This is a genomic window from Corynebacterium sp. KPL2850, assembly GCF_040225855.1.
Classification (GTDB): domain Bacteria; phylum Actinomycetota; class Actinomycetes; order Mycobacteriales; family Mycobacteriaceae; genus Corynebacterium.
In genome coordinates this window covers 51121-67125 of sequence record NZ_JBEHFV010000008.1, presented here as the reverse complement: position 1 = coordinate 67125, position 16005 = coordinate 51121, and the positions used below count along the sequence as shown (strand labels likewise).

Genomic DNA, 16005 nt, shown 5'->3' with positions numbered 1-16005 from the left:
CCATGACGCAAAAGGAGCCGCGCAATCGTGACTGAGAATTGGATTCACCCGGATCGAGAGAACCTCACCTGGGAAGTCTTCGGCGAAGCGAGCCGGAATCTTTCGGAGCAAATCGTGGAATCCGGTTGGTTTCCTGACTTGATCGTGGGTGTTGCCCGCGGCGGACTGATCCCAGCCGGTGTCATTGGTTATGCCATCGGGGTCAAGGCCATGGGCGCTATCAACGTGGAGTTCTACACCGATATTGGCCAGACCTTGGACGAGCCGATCATCTTGTCCCCGCAATTGGATACGGATTCCCTTAAGGGTAAGAAGGTGCTCGTCGTTGATGACGTGGCCGATTCCGGCAAGACCCTGGATCTGGTGGTGAACTTCTTGGAAGAAACCGCCGATGAAGTGCGTTCCGCTGTGGTCTATACCAAGCCGAAGACCATCTTTGAGCCGGATTATTCGTGGAAGAAGACGGATAAGTGGATCAACTTTGCCTGGTCGGTGCTGCCGGTGATCACGGCGGATGGCTCCTTTCAGGAAGGCTCGTAGTAGCTACTAGTATGTGCAGGCGTGATTAACGAGCAGCCTGCACCCACCGGCGTCATCGCCAGTTTCCGCTTTGCATTTTCCTCACCGGCGCGTTTGCGCAAGGAGGTCCTGGGCGGACTGGCGGTGGCGCTTGCTTTGATCCCGGAAGTTTTGAGCTTTTCTATTCTCGCCGGCCTCGACCCGCGGGTGGGGCTGTATTCCTCGGTGATTATGGCGATGGCCATCGCCTTTACCGGCGGGCGGCCTGCCATGATTTCCGCGGCTGCGGGCGCGGTAGCCCTGGTGGTGGCCCCGCTCGCGCACGAGTATGGGCATGATTATGTGGTGGCGGCGGTGCTTGCGGCCGGTATTATCCAGGTGCTGTTGGCGTGGGTGGGCATCGCCAAGCTCATGCGCTTTATCCCGCGTTCGGTGATGACGGGATTCGTCAATGCGCTGGGCATTATGATGTTTACGGCGCAGCTGCCGCACCTTATTGATGTCCCTTGGATGGTCTATGTGCTGGTGGCTATAGGCCTAGCCATCATGATTGTTTTGCCGCGGTTTACCCAGGTAATTCCGGCGCCGTTGGTAACCATCGTGGTGGTAAGCCTCATCGCCGTCGCGGCAGGGTGGAAGGTGCCGGATGTGGCGGACCAGGGCGAGCTGCCCACGACGCTGCCGGGCCTTTTCATTCCGGATATCCCGTGGAACCTGGAGACCCTGCAGGTAATTGCGCCCTACGCCTTTGGGATGGCACTGGTGGGCCTGATGGAATCGCTGCTGACGGCAAAGCTTGTCGATGACATCACGGATACCCACTCCGATAAGACCCGCGAGTCCTTTGGCCAGGGCATTGGCAATATATTGGCCGCAGCCATTGGTGGCATGGGCGTGTGCGCGATGATTGGCCAGACGATGATCGGCGTCAAGGTATCCCAGGCGCGCACGCGCTTGTCGACGTTCCTCGCGGGCGCTTTCCTCCTCGTGCTGTGCCTGCTTTTTGGCGAGGCCGTAGGCCGCATTCCGATGGCCGCGCTGGTCGCGGTGATGATCCTCGTGGCGGCGACGACGGTGAATTGGCATTCCGTTCGCCCGCGCACGCTGAAGCTGATGCCGCTTTCTGAAATCCTCGTCATGCTGCTGACGGTCGCGGGCACGCTGGCCACGCATAACCTCGCAGTAGGAGTGGTATTAGGCGTGGTGGCGGCATCGATTGGCTTTGCCCGCCGGGTGGCACACCTTGTGGAGGTTGAGTTGGTTGATGGGCATACCTACGTGGTGCATGGCCAGCTCTTCTTCGCTTCCTCGAATGACTTGGTCTACGCCTTTGATTACACGCTTGATACGGACTTCGTGGTGGTGGATCTTACCGATGCCGAGGTCTGGGATGCCTCGACGGTGGCGACGCTGGATGCGGTGCAGAAAAAGTACGCGGATCGTGGCATTGAGGTGGAGTTTCGGGGCCTCGATGGGGCGAGCGCGCAGCGGCTGGAGCGCCTGAGCGGCCAATTGGGTGATTAATATCACATTGCGATCCTGAGGTGCGTAGGCGTAGCGACTGCAGGGTGAAGAATAAAGTGGGCTAGCGCGGCAAGATCGTCTATTTAGGTCGATAACCTCGAACTATTAGGCGATAGTAACTTTGCACATTGGAGCAGCTTTGTCTTAACTAACTTAGGTGATCCAATCTGAAAAATGCCCCTGAGGTGCGGGTTTGTTTAAGCATACCTTGCTAGACGGGAGATTTTATTTCGGTATTGTAGTGCCTACAACCAATTAATTGATTCCTACAGAAAGGATTTAGCAATGGATGAGAAGCTGCAAACCCTGCTAAACAATCAGGTCATTAACGAGCACGGCGCCGCTATGGTCTACACCCAGCTGGCCTACGAGATGGACAACCTGTCCTTCCCGGGCATGCGCGATTGGTTCATGGCACAGGCTGGCGAAGAGCGCGTCCACGCACAGAAGCTTGCGGATCACCTCTTGGCACGCGGCTACCGCGTAGAGCTTAACGATATCCCGGTTGGCTCCATCAAGGCCGCCACCCCGCTGGATGCGTTCGAGGCTTCCTTGGCTCACGAGCAGAAGGTCTCCGAGCAGATTCGCGAGATCGCCCGCGTTGCCCTTGACATTCAGGATCTGGACTCCCGCCAGCTTATTGACTGGTTCTTGGCTGAGCAGATCGAGGAAGAGGACACCGTTTCTGAGATTATTGACCAGATCAAGCTGGTGGGCAACGATGGCGCTGGTCTGCTGCGCATCGATTCCAGTTTGGCCAACCGCAACTCCTAAGTTGTGAATAACAAACCCATCAAGATTTAAATCAATCCTCCCATGGCACTGCGCTGCTGTGGGAGGATTGACGTATGTCTGCACACCTGAAAGCAATCCTCTCTGCCGCTCTGGCGGTCTTGGCATTAAGCCTCATTATCGGTGCTGCGGTCATCTCAAGCCACGTGACCCTCGGCATCTTTTTGACCACCGCAGCGCTTATGCTGAGCCCGTTTGCGGGGGTGGTGATGCTGGCGTGTGGGGTCATCGGCAAGCGCGGGCTGGTCAACCGGTCCTTATATTCCTTGAGTGGAATGCTGATTCTGGCCTCGCTGGCCGTGCTCATCGTTTTGCCGATGGCGCAGGCGACGCTGGCGCTGGTGATTTTTATCGCCGGCACCGCGGTAGGGATTGTGGCCGTGCAGACCCAAGCTACTAGGCGCGCATAAACTGGACGCATTATGCCGAAGTTGCTGTTTGATCTATACGGCGTGCTGCTGCGCCCCGCCACGCCGGAAGCGCACGCTGAACTAGAGCGTTTCCTCGAGCCTGCGAACCCGGAGGCCTTCTGGGAGGCCTATAACTATTTCCGGCCGGATTACGATGCCGGAATTTTTAGCGATAGTCACTACTGGAATGAGATAGCCGCCCGCGCGGGAATGGGGACCATTGACTGCGCTGGGGCCGTGGCCTGCGAGAACCAGTACCTGCTTGAGGCGGACCCAGAGATGGTAGCGCTGGTCAGAGGGCTCATCGGGGAGGGCTTTAGCGTGGGGATTTTATCCAATATCCCCACGACCTTGGCGAAACAGGTGCGCGCGCAGCACCCGTGGTTGGCAGAGTGCGCGGCGGTAACGTTGAGCTGCGATATCGGGGTGGCCAAGCCGCACCCAGAGGCCTACCGAGTGGCGGTAGACGCGCTAGCGGCGCAGCCCAAGGACACGCATTTTTTCGATGACCGCATCGACTACATCGAGGGCGCCACTTATTGCGGGTTGCAAGCCCACCTGTTTACCGGGATCGACTCCGCGCGCGAGGTTTTACGCGGTCTGGAGTGAGCGGCCCAGCTCCAATGGTTCGCGCAATAGCTGATCGGTAGCCACGGTACGGGCGACGGCGCGCACGATTTCTTTGTGGCTTGGGATCATGCGCAGTTCCAGATCTTCCGAGGTGGAATCGCGGACGGTGGAGGCAAAAAGCTGGGGTGCGCGGGAATCGCCGGTAAAGGCCCCGCCTGCAATGACCACGGTTTTCGGTGAGTATTCGTTGACCATCTCCGCCGTAATCTGGCCCAGCTGGCGGGCGCGCTCGTCCAAGATGGCGCGCACGGCTGAATTGGACTCGGCGATGGTCGCGACCTCGGGCAGGGTATTGGCCTGGATACCGTGGCGGCGCACGGCCTCCAGGATGGACTGGGTGGCCAAGAGGTGTTCGGAAGCGCCATGCCCCAGTAGATCAGAGCGGGTCTGCGGCAGCGGGATGATGGAATTAACCTCGTCATCGGCGGAAAGCGCTGATCCTAAAGAATCGTCCGCGAAAAGCAGGAGCACGCGTTCGTTCGTGCCAATCTCGGCGGCCTGCGTCTCCGAGCCCAAAATGGCGGAAATGGCGGAGGTCACCACCACGGGGACGCTAAATTGGAAGCGCAGGCGCGCGGCGATATCGACGCCGTGCCAGCCCAGATTCTCCGCGGTGACCAGACCCTGTTCATCCACGGTGCCCGAAGTGGTAATCCCCAAGGCTACGAGGCGACGATCCAGGCCCGTCAGCATGCGGTTGATGCCGGCCATGATGTGTTCAAGAAAATCTTCCTCCGTCAGGCGGGCGACGGGGGTGGCGATTTCTTCCTCCGAAACGGTGCGGCCCTTGATGTCATAGAGGCCGATATAGGTCTCAGAGGTACCGACGGCAATCCCGCCGAGTACCCAGTTATTATCCGCGGCCTCGAGGGGGACCGTAGGGCGGCCCCGGCCCTGGGATTGGGTGAGGTCGGTGCGCTCTTGGATGAGTCCTGCGTTCAGGAGCGCGGTGGTGGCTCGGGTAATGGTGGGCTGGGAGAGTCCGGTGGCTTCTACCAGCTCACTACGGGTAATGATCGGGTTCAGACGCACCAGGTGAAGGCACTTAGCGGCCGGTGTACGGGGGCGTGTGAACACGGGGCCAGGTTTGATCATGAAAGAAAGTATATGTGTCACAGACTGCTTTGTCTAATCTATTCATAGGTGTATGTACCGAATGGTCTAAAGGTGGAGGTAGGCCAAAAATTCCCTATGCTGGGGCGCATGAAATCAGTAGCGGTTTATTGTGGCTCCGCCGTGGGCAATTCGCCCGCCTATAGCGCAGCGGCACAACACTTGGGCGGCGAGCTTGCCCGTCGCGGGCTGAACTTGGTCTATGGCGGCGGAAATATCGGCCTCATGCGTGAGGTTGCCAACTCCTGCTTGAAGGCCGGCGGCACCGTCACTGGCGTCATGCCGCAATCCCTGGTGGATCTAGAAATCTCCCACCCGGGCTTGACCCGCCTTGAGGTAGTGGACTCCATGGCAGAGCGGAAAACCCGGATGGAGCAGCTGGCGGATGCCTTTATTTGTTTGCCCGGCGGCGTGGGCACGTTGGAGGAAGTAACAGAGGTACTGACCCAACAACAGCTGGGCAGCATTCGTGGGCCCGTTGGCTTGGTTGACGTGGAAGGTTTTTGGCAGCCCTTTTATGACATGTATGCCGCCATGGCTGAGGCGGGCTTCATCCTGCCTCGCTTTGTAAAAGCACTGGTCATAGAGGAAAATCCCGCGGCCGTGCTGGATGGTTTTGCCCAGTGGCACTACCCGGGCACGAAGTGGAACAACGGTTAGCTAACAAGTTTGCAACATTTGGGTGGGGCTGGGTGGCCTATCAACAAGATAAAGGGTTAGACTTCCCTCTTATGAGTTCTGAGCAGACCGCTAAGCGCCAGCCCTCTCTACTGGACGCTTCGTGCGATAACTTCGTTCACGACCTAGCCGAGCTATCCCCAACAGATGCAACCGCGTGGGGCATTGACGGTTTTGAAGGCGAATTGCAGGATTTTTCCCCCGACTATTTTGAGGCTGTCGCTGATCGCACCCGCGACATGGTTGCGGATCTGGATGCCTTGGATGACACCACCGATGAATCCGATGATGAGGATGACTTTGATGACGTGGATTATGTCACCGCCGCCGTCTTGCGGGATCGTCTCTGCTTAGATCTGGATTTGCATCACCACGGCGAGGATATTCGCAGCCTTAATAATATTGCCTCGCCCGTGCAGACCATCCGGGATTCTCTGTTGCTTATGCCGCAGGATACTCAAGAGGACCGCGAGGCCATTCGCTCCCGCCTGTCCAAGGTCAAGGGCTCCCTCGATGGCTACCGCGAGTCCCTGAAGGAAGCGGCCTCCCACGGCATGGTGGCACCGCACCGCCAGATCTCTGAGGTCATTGTGCAGTGCGAGCGGCTTGCCGATGCCGACTCTATGCTCGAGGACCTCGGGCTCGACCCCGACTCCGCCGAGGTGAAGAAGGCCAAGGAGGCCTTTGGCGAGTTCTCGGATTGGCTGTCTAATGACCTGCAGCCGCAGTCCTCTAATAAGGACGCGGTGGGCCGCGAGCGCTACGAGCGCTTTTCCAAGCTTTTCGTTGGCGATTCCGTGGACTTGGACGAGGCCTATGAATGGGGCCTTGACCAGGTGCGCTACCTGCGCGGGGAACAGGAAAAGATCGCGCACGAGCTTTATGGCCCGGAGTGCTCGGTGCGCTCTGCCATGCGCAAGCTGAACCACGAGGAGCGCTATACCCTGCGCGGTACTGATGCCTTGGTGGAGTGGATGCAGAGCAAGGCCGATGCGGTCATCGCCGAGCTCAACGGCAAGGAATTCGACATTCCGGAAGAAGTAGAAGAGATCGAGTGCCGCATCGACCCAGCGGGTACCGGTGGCATCTTCTATACCCCGCCGAGCGATGACTTTTCGCGCCCGGGCCGCATGTGGTGGTCTGTGCCGGAGGGCCAAGACACCTTCCACACCTGGCAGGAGCTGACTACCGTGCACCATGAGGGCGTACCGGGTCACCACCTGCAGCTGGGTTCTGCCCTGGTGCAAGAGGATCTGAACCTGTGGCGCCGCGCGGTGACGTGGAATTCCGGCCACGGCGAGGGATGGGCCCTATACGCCGAGCAGCTGATGGCCGAGCTGGGCTACATGGACGATCCCGGCGTGCGGATGGGGCTGCTCGATGCCCAGCGCCTGCGCGCGGCTCGCGTCGTGGTGGACATCGGATTGCACCTGGGCAAGAAGCTGCCGGACTGCACCGTATCTGGCGTATGGGATAAGGCCCACGTGAAGACCTACATGCGCGAAAATACCGCCATGGATGATGCGAACCTCAACTTTGAGGTCAACCGCTACCTGGGTTGGCCGGGCCAGGCGCCGTCCTATGCCTTGGGCCAGCGCCTGTGGCAAGAAACCCGCGCCGCCGCCGAGGAGCAGGGCATGAGCGCCCGCGAATTCCACTCCGAGGCCCTGGCTCTTGGCTCGGTGCCTATGTCGGTGCTGCGCGAGGCCGTGCTCAATAACTAAGCGCGCGGGCTAGCCGCGCACGCTAGCGCCGTGTGGAAAACTTGCTGACAGCCCTGATGAGCTGCGGCAGGTACCCGGCAATGACCAGCACGGCGATGAGGCGGGTAAGCTGCACCGCGATAACCACGGGGCCAGCCCCACCTTCCGCAGAGAGCGCGAGCACGGTCTCTAGCGCGCCGGGGCTGGTGGCTAGGTAGGCCTCGAAGTAGCTGATATTGAGCCAGTGCATCAGCGGCCACGCCGTGGCCGCGCACAGGCCGAGGACCGCCGCGATGGAAAGAATCGTCGCGGGAAGTTGCTTGGCAAAGGCCTTGAGCGAGGGGAGAGAAAGCCCGCCGCCGCAGACCCACCCGATGGCTAAAAAGGCAATGACCTTAAACGCATAGATCGGCTCCAGCGTATGCCCCTCCGGCAGGAAGAAGGAGGCCAGCACCGTCAAGATCAGCGGGCCGAGCACGGCCGCTGCGGGCAGGTGCAGGAATTTACCGAGCCTTTCGCCGACCAGCGCGATAACGAGCACCAACGCGATGATCCACCAGGTGGTTTCCGCCTCGAGCCTTAAGTCACCGCCCCTTCCGGCAGGCGTATCGAGGAAGGTCACGACGGCGGGAAGGGATACGGATACGATCAATAACCGCAGGTATTGGGTGAGCGCGACGTAGCGGTAGTCGGCACCGAGTTCATCGGCAAGCGCGGGCATGAGCGAGGCACCGCCGGGAAGCATGGACAGGATGCCGGTTTCGGAGGAGACGTCCCGTGGCCGCTGGCGGTGCAGCATGACGCCGCAGAAGATTCCCAGCGCGATGGTGACAAAGGACATGGTTATGGCCGCCGGCAGGTATCCCACCAATTGGCCAAAGGAGACCACCGTCAGCGGCAGCGCGGCCATGATGCCGATGAATCCGCGCGATAGCCCATAAAATTTGCGGTTGACCTTGAGGTCTTCACCGGTGATAAGGACCATGGCGCCGGAGGCGATGATCGCGGCCAAAATCCACGCGGCCGGCACGTGCCACATGCTAAAAAGCCAGCCCAAGAGGATGGAGACGGGCACGACGATGCCCCACCGCAGGATGGTATGGGTATCCATGCTTATTCCCCAGTGCCGCTGTGCCACGTATTCTCCTATCTTCTGCTCGTCCTCGATCGAGTCTAGACCTCCCCGCCGCGGGGTTTATGATCTCCTCATGGATATCGACGTGGCGCAGTGGGCGATGCTCCTTGTGGGAGCGGCGGGGGCAGGCTGGATCGACGCGGTCATTGGCGGGGAGGCCTCGTGCTTATTCCGCTCTTGCTGGCCGTGATTCCGGGGCTCTCGCCGGCAACGGCGCTGGCCACAAATAAACTTGCGGCGGTATCCGGCACGGCATCGGCGGCCGTGACCTTGGTGCGCAGGGTGCGCCCGCCGGCAGGGGAACTCGTTCGCTACGCCCTCATCGCGCTCGTGTGCGCCGGGCTGGGCGCGAGTGTGGCGGCGAATCTTAATAGTGACATCATGCGCCCGCTCATCATCGTGCTGTTAGTGGTGGTGGGCGTCTTCGTGACCTTCAAGCCGAGCTTCGGCACCACCGAGTCACCCGGTATCCGCGGCGGATGGCGCACCTGGGCGGGGCTTGTGGCGGTCGCGGCCATCTCCTTTTATGACGGGATCTTTGGCCCGGGTACCGGCATGTTCCTGATTATGGCCTTTACCTTCATCTTCTCCCAGAACTTCCTAAAATCCGCGGCGATGGCCAAGGTGGTCAATACTGCCACGAATCTTGGCGCGCTGGTGACCTTTATCCTTGGCGGCCACGTGTGGTGGACCCTTGGTATCGCGTTGGCCGCCGCCAATATCCTCGGCGCCCAAGTGGGTGCGCGGACGGTGCTCAGCGGCGGGACGAAGTTTATCCGCTACGCCCTGCTTACCTTGGTAGTGGTCATGAGCTGCTATTTATCCTGGCAGCAGTGGGGTTAGGCTACATCCGGTTCTTGGTCCGGGCGGTGGCGATGGCATTCCACGGATCCTCGGGCCACGGGTGCTTGGGGTAGCGCCCGCGCATATCGGCGCGCACCCCGGCATAGGGGCCGGACCAGAAGCTAGCAAGATCATCGGTTACCGCTAGCGGGCGGCCGGCGGGGGAGAGCAAGTGAAATTGCACGCGGTTGCCGCAGTACTCCGGCGATTCGGCCAGACCGAAGCACTCCTGCAACTTGATGTGGACCACGGGGCGCTCGCCCGACCAGTCGATCCTGGCATCGCGGCCGGAGGGCACTGGGAGGCGTTTAGGCGCGAGCTCGTCCAGGCGGGTGGCTTCCGGCCAGGGAAGCAGGCGCTGCAGGGCGGGGTACATGTCTATCTTGGCGGTGGGGGTTCCCGCCGCAATATGGTGCAGTTCGGGCCCGAGCCACTCGGCAGGATCGGCGGCATCGACATCCGGCCACGGATCGCCGTAGTGCGCGTGCAGGTGGCGGAGCCTATCTTTTAAGCTCTGGGCCTTCTCGCTGAAAGTGAATAGGCCGAGACCCTCTTCGCGGATGCCGGCGGCTAGTGCCTGCGCGGCGGCATCGCCGGTGACCTTGACCGGGGTTTCGGACAGCACAATCGCCCCGGCCGCCCGGGCCTTGACCCCGCGCACGCGACCCCCACGCAGGAAGGCGCGGGTTTCTTCGGTCACGCCGATGGCATCCAGTGCGGCGGACTCTTCGATGCGCGCGGCGGTGCGGATGATGGGGTTTCCGGCATTGGAGAGGGTGACCTCCGCGATGGCGAGCCACGGCGAGCCAGCCAGCCCGGAGTTATCCAGCAGCCGGGCACGGGTGCCGCTGGCCAGCAGGTAGTCTTCGCCCACGCGCTTGGCCACCTGCTCGGGATAGGCGGTGGCGACGACCTCGCCAGGGTCAGCGGGTCCGAGATCCTCCACCAGGCGAGACAGGCGCCTGATTTCCTTCTGCGGTGCGGGGCGACGGGTGAGATCGGTGGTGTTGGTGGGGGCATCGGCAAGCGCGGCGATGGTGGGCGCCGCCTGGCTGCCGTGGCGGATAAGGGCCGCGCCGAGTCGGGGATCGGTGGGCAGCAGGGCGAGCTCCTGCGTCGCGCCAATGCGCTCGAGGGTCGTGCGCGCGGCCGCAAGGGCCTGGGCGGGCGGCGGATCGAGCAGCGGGAAATCTGGGCCCGCGCCCCAACAATCCAAAAACAGCGCGGCCTGCGTGAGATCCGCGGACAGGATCTCCGGCGCGGTGTGCGGGGAAAAGTGCTGGTAATCGTCCTGGGAATAGCAACGAATGACCGTACCTGGCGCCTCACGCCCGGCACGGCCCGCGCGCTGATCCGCGCTCGACTTCGACGTGGAGACCGTTACCAGGCCAGACATGCCGCGCTGCGCATCGCGCCGGGGAACGCGGGCCAGCCCCGCATCCACCACCACGCGCACGCCAGGCACCGTCAGCGAGGATTCCGCGATGGACGTGGCCACCACAATGCGCTGCTCATCGGTATAAAGCGCGGCATCCTGCTCCGCGGTGGTCTGCTTGCCGTGCAGCGGGAAAACATTATGGCCCTGCAGCTCCTCGCATACCAGGTTGACCTCCCGCACGCCGGGCACGAAGACCAGCGTGGATTCGTGTTGGCGGGCTGCTTGCTTGGCGATGCCCCCGTAAAACTCCCGCGACCCCGCCGCGCGCCCCGGCTGTGGTGCGTACTGGATATCCAGAGGATAGGTCACCGCCTCAGTGGTGTGGATGGGCGCGCCCATGAGCTGGGAAAAGCGCTGCGCGTCTACCGTGGCGGACATCGCGATGACGCGGAAATCTTCGCGCAGCTCGGCCAGCTCCAGGCACATGCCGAGCACCAGATCCGTATCCAGCTGGCGCTCGTGAACCTCATCGATGGCCACGGCGGCCACGCCCTCGAGCTCCGGATCCTTCAGCAGGCGGCGCAGCAGCACGCCTGGGGTGGCGAATTCGACCTCGCTGCCCGCGCGGGATTCGCCGCGGATGGCGAAACCGACCTTCTCCGGGGTGCCGCTGAGGGTGCTTAGGCGCTGGGCGGCCGCGCGCACGGCCACGCGGCGCGGGGCGGTGACGATGACCTTGCCGCGCCCTGCGGAATGATTGGCTAGCGCCGGTGGCACGAGCGTGGTTTTACCCGTGCCGGGCGGTGCCTGAATGACGACGTTTCCGGTGTGGGGCAGCGAATCGATGGTCTTGGCTACGGGCAGCCCCGCGCCAATGCTGGCGAGATCGAACATTTACTGCGCGGCCCCAAAACCTTCCACGGGGCCGTCCAAATCCTTGCGCTCCCACGAATCCTCATCGCCGTCCAGCGTGCGCACCACGCGGCCGGGCGTGCCCAGGACCAGTGAGTTATCCGGAATATCCTTGGTCACGAGCGTGCCGGCACCAATAACGCAGTTTTCACCAATGGTAACCCCCGGCATGACGGTGGCATTGGCCCCAAACCACGTATTGCGCCCCACGGTGATGGGGTGGGCGATTTCCCACCCGCCCTCGCGCATCGCGTGATCGTTAACAGGGTGGCCCACCGTAATGAACGAGCAATTGGGCCCAATCAACACGCGATCACCGAATGTGACCTTGGCTTGGGCCAAAATGCTGCTGCCAAAGTTGATGAAGACGCCCTCCCCGCAGACGATATTGCAGCCGTATTCCATATTCAGCGGCGCGTGCGCCCCCGGTACGTGCGATTCCTCCGGCAGGATCTCCCGCAAGATTGCCTGCGCCTGCTCCTTATCGGTGTTGTGCAGATCGTTGAACTGCCCAATCAGCCCAAAGGTGCGCTGGTGCTCCTTGTCGATGTCCCCCATGCCCGGCAGGTGCCACTGCCCACCGGTCATCCGCTCCCAAGTGCCGTAGCGTTGCAGGTCGTGCAGCTTCTGTTCATTCATGGTGGCTATTGTAGAGGGCGCGTGGGCTAACCGATTAGCGGTTAGGGTGGAGGAATGCTTTTTGATTCACTGCCGCGGCCGAATGCGTACGTCGCGCCGGGCGTGGGGCACGTGCCGGGGTGGGTGGGCATCGGCAAGCAAAAGGCCCTGGTAGAAGAGACGCGGGAGATCGCTCGCGCGTATGCGCATACACCGATGGCGATGGTGCAGCCGCGGCTGAAATCGGGTGGGCGGATGAGCGTATTTCAGCTGCATCTTGGCCGGTATTGGCATTATCCCAGCTACCGGTACGTGGACAATATGGAAGGCACGCGGGTGCCGCCGGTACCGGATAGCCTGCGGGAATTGGCCCCGGCGGCGCTGCGACAGGCGGCCCAGATTGCCCCGGAGCTGGAACCATGGGTGGATAACTTCGTGCCGGAGATGGCGCTGGTGAATTATTATCCGCCCGGCTCGGCGATGGGGATGCACGTGGATGACTCTGAGGAATCGCCCGCGCCCGTGATTTCGCTTTCGATTGGGGATGAGGCCCTTTTCCGCATAGGCCATACCGAAAACCGCACCAGGCCCTGGGACGATGTGACCTTGTGCTCGGGTGATTTGGTGGTCTTTGGCGGCCCAAAGCGCTTTGCCTACCACGGGGTGGTGCGGGTAAATGATGGCACGCTGCCGGAGGGATGCGGGCTGCAGGAAGGAAGAATCAATATCACCATCAGACAAGTTTCAGCGAGCGCGGTAGGCTAGGGCGGGTTACATAAAGGTTGAAGGAAAGAGGTTTTCTTATGTCCCGAATTGGCATCATCATCGGCTCCACCCGCGATAAGGCGGCAGGCCAGGCAGTAGGCGAGTGGGTCAATGACCTCGCCCAAGGCCGCGAGAACGGCGTGGAGTACCAGCTGTTGGAGCTCAAGAAGTTCAATATCCCCATCCTCACCAGCGAGGTCGTTCCGGGTGCGGCGAATAAGCAGTACGATGACGCCAACGTGCAGGCGTGGTCCAAGGCCGTCGATGCCTGCGACGGCTTTGTCTTCGTGACCCCGGAGTACAACCACTCCGTACCTGGTCCGTTCAAGAATGCTTACGATTCGCTCGGCGCGGAATGGGCGGGCAAGCCGGTAGCCTTCGTGGGCTATGGTTCCGTCGGCGGCGTGCGCGCGGTTGAGGCATGGCGCAATGTCGTGGCTAACTTCTCCATGCCACAGCTGCGCAACCAGCTGGACTTTAATATCTTCCCCGATTGGAACGATGGCGAATTCCGCCCCAGCGATGACTCCTACGAGCGTGCAAACTCCCTGCTTTCTGAGCTCGAGGACGCAGTCTAAGTAAAAAAGCCCTGCACCGTGCCGCGCGCTGCGTAGCATGGGGTGCATGACTGAAAAGAAAGTAGCAGTAGTAACCGGCGCCTCCTCTGGCATTGGGGAGGCCACCGCGCGCTCTTTGGCCAAGGACGGCTGGCACGTCGTCGTGGGAGCGCGCCGCACAGACCGCCTGCAGCAGCTTGCCAATGAAATCGGCGGCGAGGCCTATGAGCTGGACGTTACCTCCGATGTCTCCGTCTCCAAGTTCGTCTCCCACCTCGATCGCGTAGATCTTTTGGTCAATAACGCCGGCGGCGCCAAGGGCCTAGAGCCGCTGGTCGATACCTCCATTGAGGACTGGCAGTGGATGTACGAGACCAACGTGCTCGGCACCGTGCGCATGATTCAGGCGCTCATGCCCAAGTTAGAGCGGGTGCCAGATCTTTCCGGGCTAATTATTAACGTCGGTTCCATTGCTGGCTGGACCGTGTACGAAGGCGGTTCCGGCTATAACACCGCTAAGCACGGCGTGCGCGTGATTTCCCGCGCGCTGCGCCTAGAAAACCACGATGTGCGCGTTACCGAGATTGATCCTGGCCGCGTGGCCACGGACTTTTCCTTGGTGCGCTTTAAGGGCGATGAGAAACGCGCGGCCAAGGTGTATGACGGCCATCTCAACCTCGTGGCAGAGGATATCGCCGAGGCCATCCGCTGGGTTGCTGCCCAACCGGCCCACGTCAACGTGGATACGATGACCATCAAGCCGCGCACGCAAAGCTAAGGCCCCGCGGGGCTCTTAAAAAGAGCGGCGACGGGGCGGGGCCTAGGCTTTATCTTCCTGCTTGAGCCTTATTGCAGCCCAAACTGATCCCATGCGGCAGGGGTCAGGTTCTGGTACACGTGCTTGTGCTCCTGATATTCGGCAAGGCCGGTCGGGCCCAGCTCGCGGCCATTGCCGGACTGCTTGTAGCCGCCCCATTCCGCCTGCGGCAGGTACGGGTGGAAATCATTGATCCAAATGGTGCCGTGGCGCAGGGCGCGGGCAACGCGCTCGGCGCGGCCGGCATCGGAGGTGTACACCGCGCCGGCTAGGCCATACTCGGTATCGTTTGCGATCTCGATGGCCTCTTCTTCGGAAGTGAAGGTTTCGATGGTCACGGTCGGGCCGAAGGCCTCGTCGTGGACGCAGTCCATCTCGCGGGTAGCGCCATCAATGATCGTGGGCAGGTAGTACACGCCCTGGCCCAAATCCGTGGTGCCGGTGCCGTGCTGGCCGTTGGTGTCCTCGCTGGTGGCGGCGCGGCCGCCGGTGAGGATCTTGGCGCCTTGTTCGCGGGCCTTGTCCACGTAGGCCGCCACCTTCTCGCGGTGATCGGCCGAAATGAGTGGGCCGGTTTCCGCCTTCTCATCGGTAGGGCCGCCGATCTTGATCTTGTTGGCGCGCTCCACCAAGGCAGCGACGAACTCATCGTGCAGGGACTCTTCCACGACGATGCGCGAGCCAGCGGAGCAGACCTGGCCGGAGTGGAAGAAGGCACCGTTGAGCGCGTTATCCACGGCGACGTCGAAGTTGGCATCAGCGAAGATAACGTTCGGGTTCTTGCCGCCGAGCTCGAGTGCGGTGCGCTTGACGGTCTCGGCCGCATTCTTTGCGATCAGCTTGCCGGTTGCCAGGCCACCGGTGAAGGAGACCATGTCCACGTCGGGGTGCTGAGAGAGCGGGTTGCCGCAGTTGGCGCCGGAGCCGGTGATGAGGTTGCCCACACCGTCTGGCAATCCGCATTCTTTTAAGGCGGCCATGAGCAACATGGCGGTATGCGGGGTAAGCTCTGCCTGCTTGAGTACGAAGGTATTGCCGGCGGCAAGGGCCGGGCCGACCTTCCAGGACACCTGCAGCAGCGGGTAGTTCCACGGCGTGATGAGACCGCACACGCCGACCGGCTCGGCGTCGATGCGCGAGCGCAGGTTGGGATCGCCCGGGTCGACTACGCGGCCGGCTTGGTGCTGGGCCAAGGTGCCGAAGTACTCGAAAGCATTGGCAATATCGTCCATATCGCCCAGGGATTCTTCGTAACGCTTGCCGGTATCCGCAGACTCGGCTTGGGCGAAAAGTTCCTTGTGCTCCCGGATGAAATCTGCCAGGCGGATGACGATTTTTCCGCGCTCGGCGGCCGGAGTTGCGGACCACTCGCCCTTATCGAACGTTTCACGTGCAACCTGGATGGCACGCAGGGTGTCTGCTTCGGCGGCCTCGGAGACGACGCCGACGGTGGAGCCATCGGCAGGGCAGACGATGGTGCGGGTCTCGCCATCTTGGGCTGCCTCCCACTGGCCGTTGATGAAGAGCGACTTCGGGGCGTCACCGGAGTGCACGCCCTGGAGCAGTTCGGTGGTCGTGGGATCGAACAAGGTGTTCTGGGTGCTCAAAGTG

General features: G+C 61.6%; 15 protein-coding genes and 1 pseudogene. 11 read left to right on the top strand and 5 right to left on the bottom strand.

The features are described from left to right. Nucleotides 1-27 precede the first annotated feature (27 nt). The 5 genes from ABRP93_RS04345 to ABRP93_RS04325 all read left to right on the top strand — a co-directional run bounded on the left by ABRP93_RS04345 (nucleotide 28) and on the right by ABRP93_RS04325 (nucleotide 3854). Nucleotides 28-540 (top strand): phosphoribosyltransferase, encoded by a 513-nt coding sequence (locus ABRP93_RS04345; RefSeq protein WP_349887032.1) that lies wholly within the window; start codon nucleotides 28-30, stop codon nucleotides 538-540. A gap of 21 nt (nucleotides 541-561) precedes the next feature. Continuing rightward, on the top strand, nucleotides 562-2043 hold the full coding sequence (locus ABRP93_RS04340; RefSeq protein WP_349887031.1) for a SulP family inorganic anion transporter: 1482 nt from the start codon (nucleotides 562-564) through the stop codon (nucleotides 2041-2043). A gap of 285 nt (nucleotides 2044-2328) precedes the next feature. Further along, complete coding sequence (locus ABRP93_RS04335) at nucleotides 2329-2817, top strand: ferritin (RefSeq protein ID WP_349887030.1); 489 nt, start codon at nucleotides 2329-2331, stop codon at nucleotides 2815-2817. A 74-nt stretch (nucleotides 2818-2891) separates the two neighbouring features. Next, nucleotides 2892-3245, top strand: coding sequence for a hypothetical protein (locus tag ABRP93_RS04330; RefSeq protein ID WP_023024794.1), 354 nt, complete (start codon nucleotides 2892-2894; stop codon nucleotides 3243-3245). Between the two features lie 12 nt (nucleotides 3246-3257). Beyond that, nucleotides 3258-3854, top strand: coding sequence for an HAD-IA family hydrolase (locus tag ABRP93_RS04325; protein WP_023024796.1), 597 nt, complete (start codon nucleotides 3258-3260; stop codon nucleotides 3852-3854). Here ABRP93_RS04325 and ABRP93_RS04320 read toward each other — a convergent pair. Continuing rightward, on the bottom strand, nucleotides 3837-4970 hold the full coding sequence (locus ABRP93_RS04320) for an ROK family transcriptional regulator (RefSeq protein ID WP_349887029.1): 1134 nt from the start codon (nucleotides 4968-4970) through the stop codon (nucleotides 3837-3839). The two genes, ABRP93_RS04325 and ABRP93_RS04320, sit on opposite strands and share 18 nt — an antisense overlap. A gap of 108 nt (nucleotides 4971-5078) precedes the next feature. Between ABRP93_RS04320 and ABRP93_RS04315 the strand changes: the two genes are divergently transcribed. Continuing rightward, the gene (locus ABRP93_RS04315) at nucleotides 5079-5648 is read left to right on the top strand and encodes an LOG family protein (protein WP_349887028.1); all 570 of its coding nucleotides are present in this window, start codon (nucleotides 5079-5081) and stop codon (nucleotides 5646-5648) included. A 71-nt stretch (nucleotides 5649-5719) separates the two neighbouring features. Further along, a complete protein-coding gene (locus ABRP93_RS04310) occupies nucleotides 5720-7390 on the top strand; it encodes a DUF885 domain-containing protein (RefSeq protein WP_349887027.1) in 1671 nt (556 codons plus the stop codon). A 22-nt stretch (nucleotides 7391-7412) separates the two neighbouring features. On the opposite strand, the gene ABRP93_RS04305 is transcribed toward ABRP93_RS04310, so the two are convergent. Next, nucleotides 7413-8480, bottom strand: coding sequence for an AbrB family transcriptional regulator (locus ABRP93_RS04305; RefSeq protein WP_349887026.1), 1068 nt, complete (start codon nucleotides 8478-8480; stop codon nucleotides 7413-7415). A 97-nt stretch (nucleotides 8481-8577) separates the two neighbouring features. Here ABRP93_RS04305 and ABRP93_RS04300 point away from each other — a divergent pair. Further along, nucleotides 8578-9347, top strand: a pseudogene (locus ABRP93_RS04300) (TSUP family transporter). Between the two features lies 1 nt (nucleotide 9348). On the opposite strand, the gene ABRP93_RS04295 reads toward ABRP93_RS04300, so the two are convergent. Continuing rightward, nucleotides 9349-11619, bottom strand: a complete 2271-nt coding sequence (locus ABRP93_RS04295; RefSeq protein ID WP_349887025.1) for an ATP-dependent RNA helicase — start codon at nucleotides 11617-11619, stop codon at nucleotides 9349-9351. Continuing rightward, entirely contained in the window at nucleotides 11620-12276 is a 657-nt protein-coding gene (locus ABRP93_RS04290) for a sugar O-acetyltransferase (protein WP_349887024.1), read from the bottom strand. A 54-nt stretch (nucleotides 12277-12330) separates the two neighbouring features. Between ABRP93_RS04290 and ABRP93_RS04285 the strand changes: the two genes are divergently transcribed. From ABRP93_RS04285 to ABRP93_RS04275, 3 genes are read left to right on the top strand one after another with little or no spacing between them, the layout of a single operon-like run. Continuing rightward, entirely contained in the window at nucleotides 12331-13020 is a 690-nt protein-coding gene (locus ABRP93_RS04285; RefSeq protein WP_349887023.1) for an alpha-ketoglutarate-dependent dioxygenase AlkB family protein, read from the top strand. A 38-nt stretch (nucleotides 13021-13058) separates the two neighbouring features. Then, entirely contained in the window at nucleotides 13059-13598 is a 540-nt protein-coding gene (locus ABRP93_RS04280; protein WP_349887022.1) for an NADPH-dependent FMN reductase, read from the top strand. Between the two features lie 37 nt (nucleotides 13599-13635). Then, entirely contained in the window at nucleotides 13636-14355 is a 720-nt protein-coding gene (locus ABRP93_RS04275; protein ID WP_349887021.1) for an SDR family oxidoreductase, read from the top strand. Between the two features lie 68 nt (nucleotides 14356-14423). On the opposite strand, the gene ABRP93_RS04270 is transcribed toward ABRP93_RS04275, so the two are convergent. Then, the gene (locus ABRP93_RS04270) at nucleotides 14424-16001 is read right to left on the bottom strand and encodes an aldehyde dehydrogenase family protein (protein WP_349887019.1); all 1578 of its coding nucleotides are present in this window, start codon (nucleotides 15999-16001) and stop codon (nucleotides 14424-14426) included. Nucleotides 16002-16005: the final 4 nt, after the last annotated feature.

Bases quoted from the DNA above. Each gene is read 5' to 3' on its own strand.
- ABRP93_RS04335 (WP_349887030.1), top strand. From the start codon at position 2,329: ATGGATGAGAAGCTGCAAACCCTGCTAAACAATCAGGTCATTAACGAG.
- ABRP93_RS04330 (WP_023024794.1), top strand. From the start codon at position 2,892: ATGTCTGCACACCTGAAAGCAATCCTCTCTGCCGCTCTGGCGGTCTTG.
- ABRP93_RS04325 (WP_023024796.1), top strand. From the start codon at position 3,258: ATGCCGAAGTTGCTGTTTGATCTATACGGCGTGCTGCTGCGCCCCGCC.
- ABRP93_RS04320 (WP_349887029.1), bottom strand. From the start codon at position 4,970: ATGATCAAACCTGGCCCCGTGTTCACACGCCCCCGTACACCGGCCGCT.
- ABRP93_RS04315 (WP_349887028.1), top strand. From the start codon at position 5,079: ATGAAATCAGTAGCGGTTTATTGTGGCTCCGCCGTGGGCAATTCGCCC.
- ABRP93_RS04310 (WP_349887027.1), top strand. From the start codon at position 5,720: ATGAGTTCTGAGCAGACCGCTAAGCGCCAGCCCTCTCTACTGGACGCT.
- ABRP93_RS04305 (WP_349887026.1), bottom strand. From the start codon at position 8,480: ATGGATACCCATACCATCCTGCGGTGGGGCATCGTCGTGCCCGTCTCC.
- ABRP93_RS04295 (WP_349887025.1), bottom strand. From the start codon at position 11,619: ATGTTCGATCTCGCCAGCATTGGCGCGGGGCTGCCCGTAGCCAAGACC.
- ABRP93_RS04290 (WP_349887024.1), bottom strand. From the start codon at position 12,276: ATGAATGAACAGAAGCTGCACGACCTGCAACGCTACGGCACTTGGGAG.
- ABRP93_RS04285 (WP_349887023.1), top strand. From the start codon at position 12,331: ATGCTTTTTGATTCACTGCCGCGGCCGAATGCGTACGTCGCGCCGGGC.
- ABRP93_RS04280 (WP_349887022.1), top strand. From the start codon at position 13,059: ATGTCCCGAATTGGCATCATCATCGGCTCCACCCGCGATAAGGCGGCA.
- ABRP93_RS04275 (WP_349887021.1), top strand. From the start codon at position 13,636: ATGGGGTGCATGACTGAAAAGAAAGTAGCAGTAGTAACCGGCGCCTCC.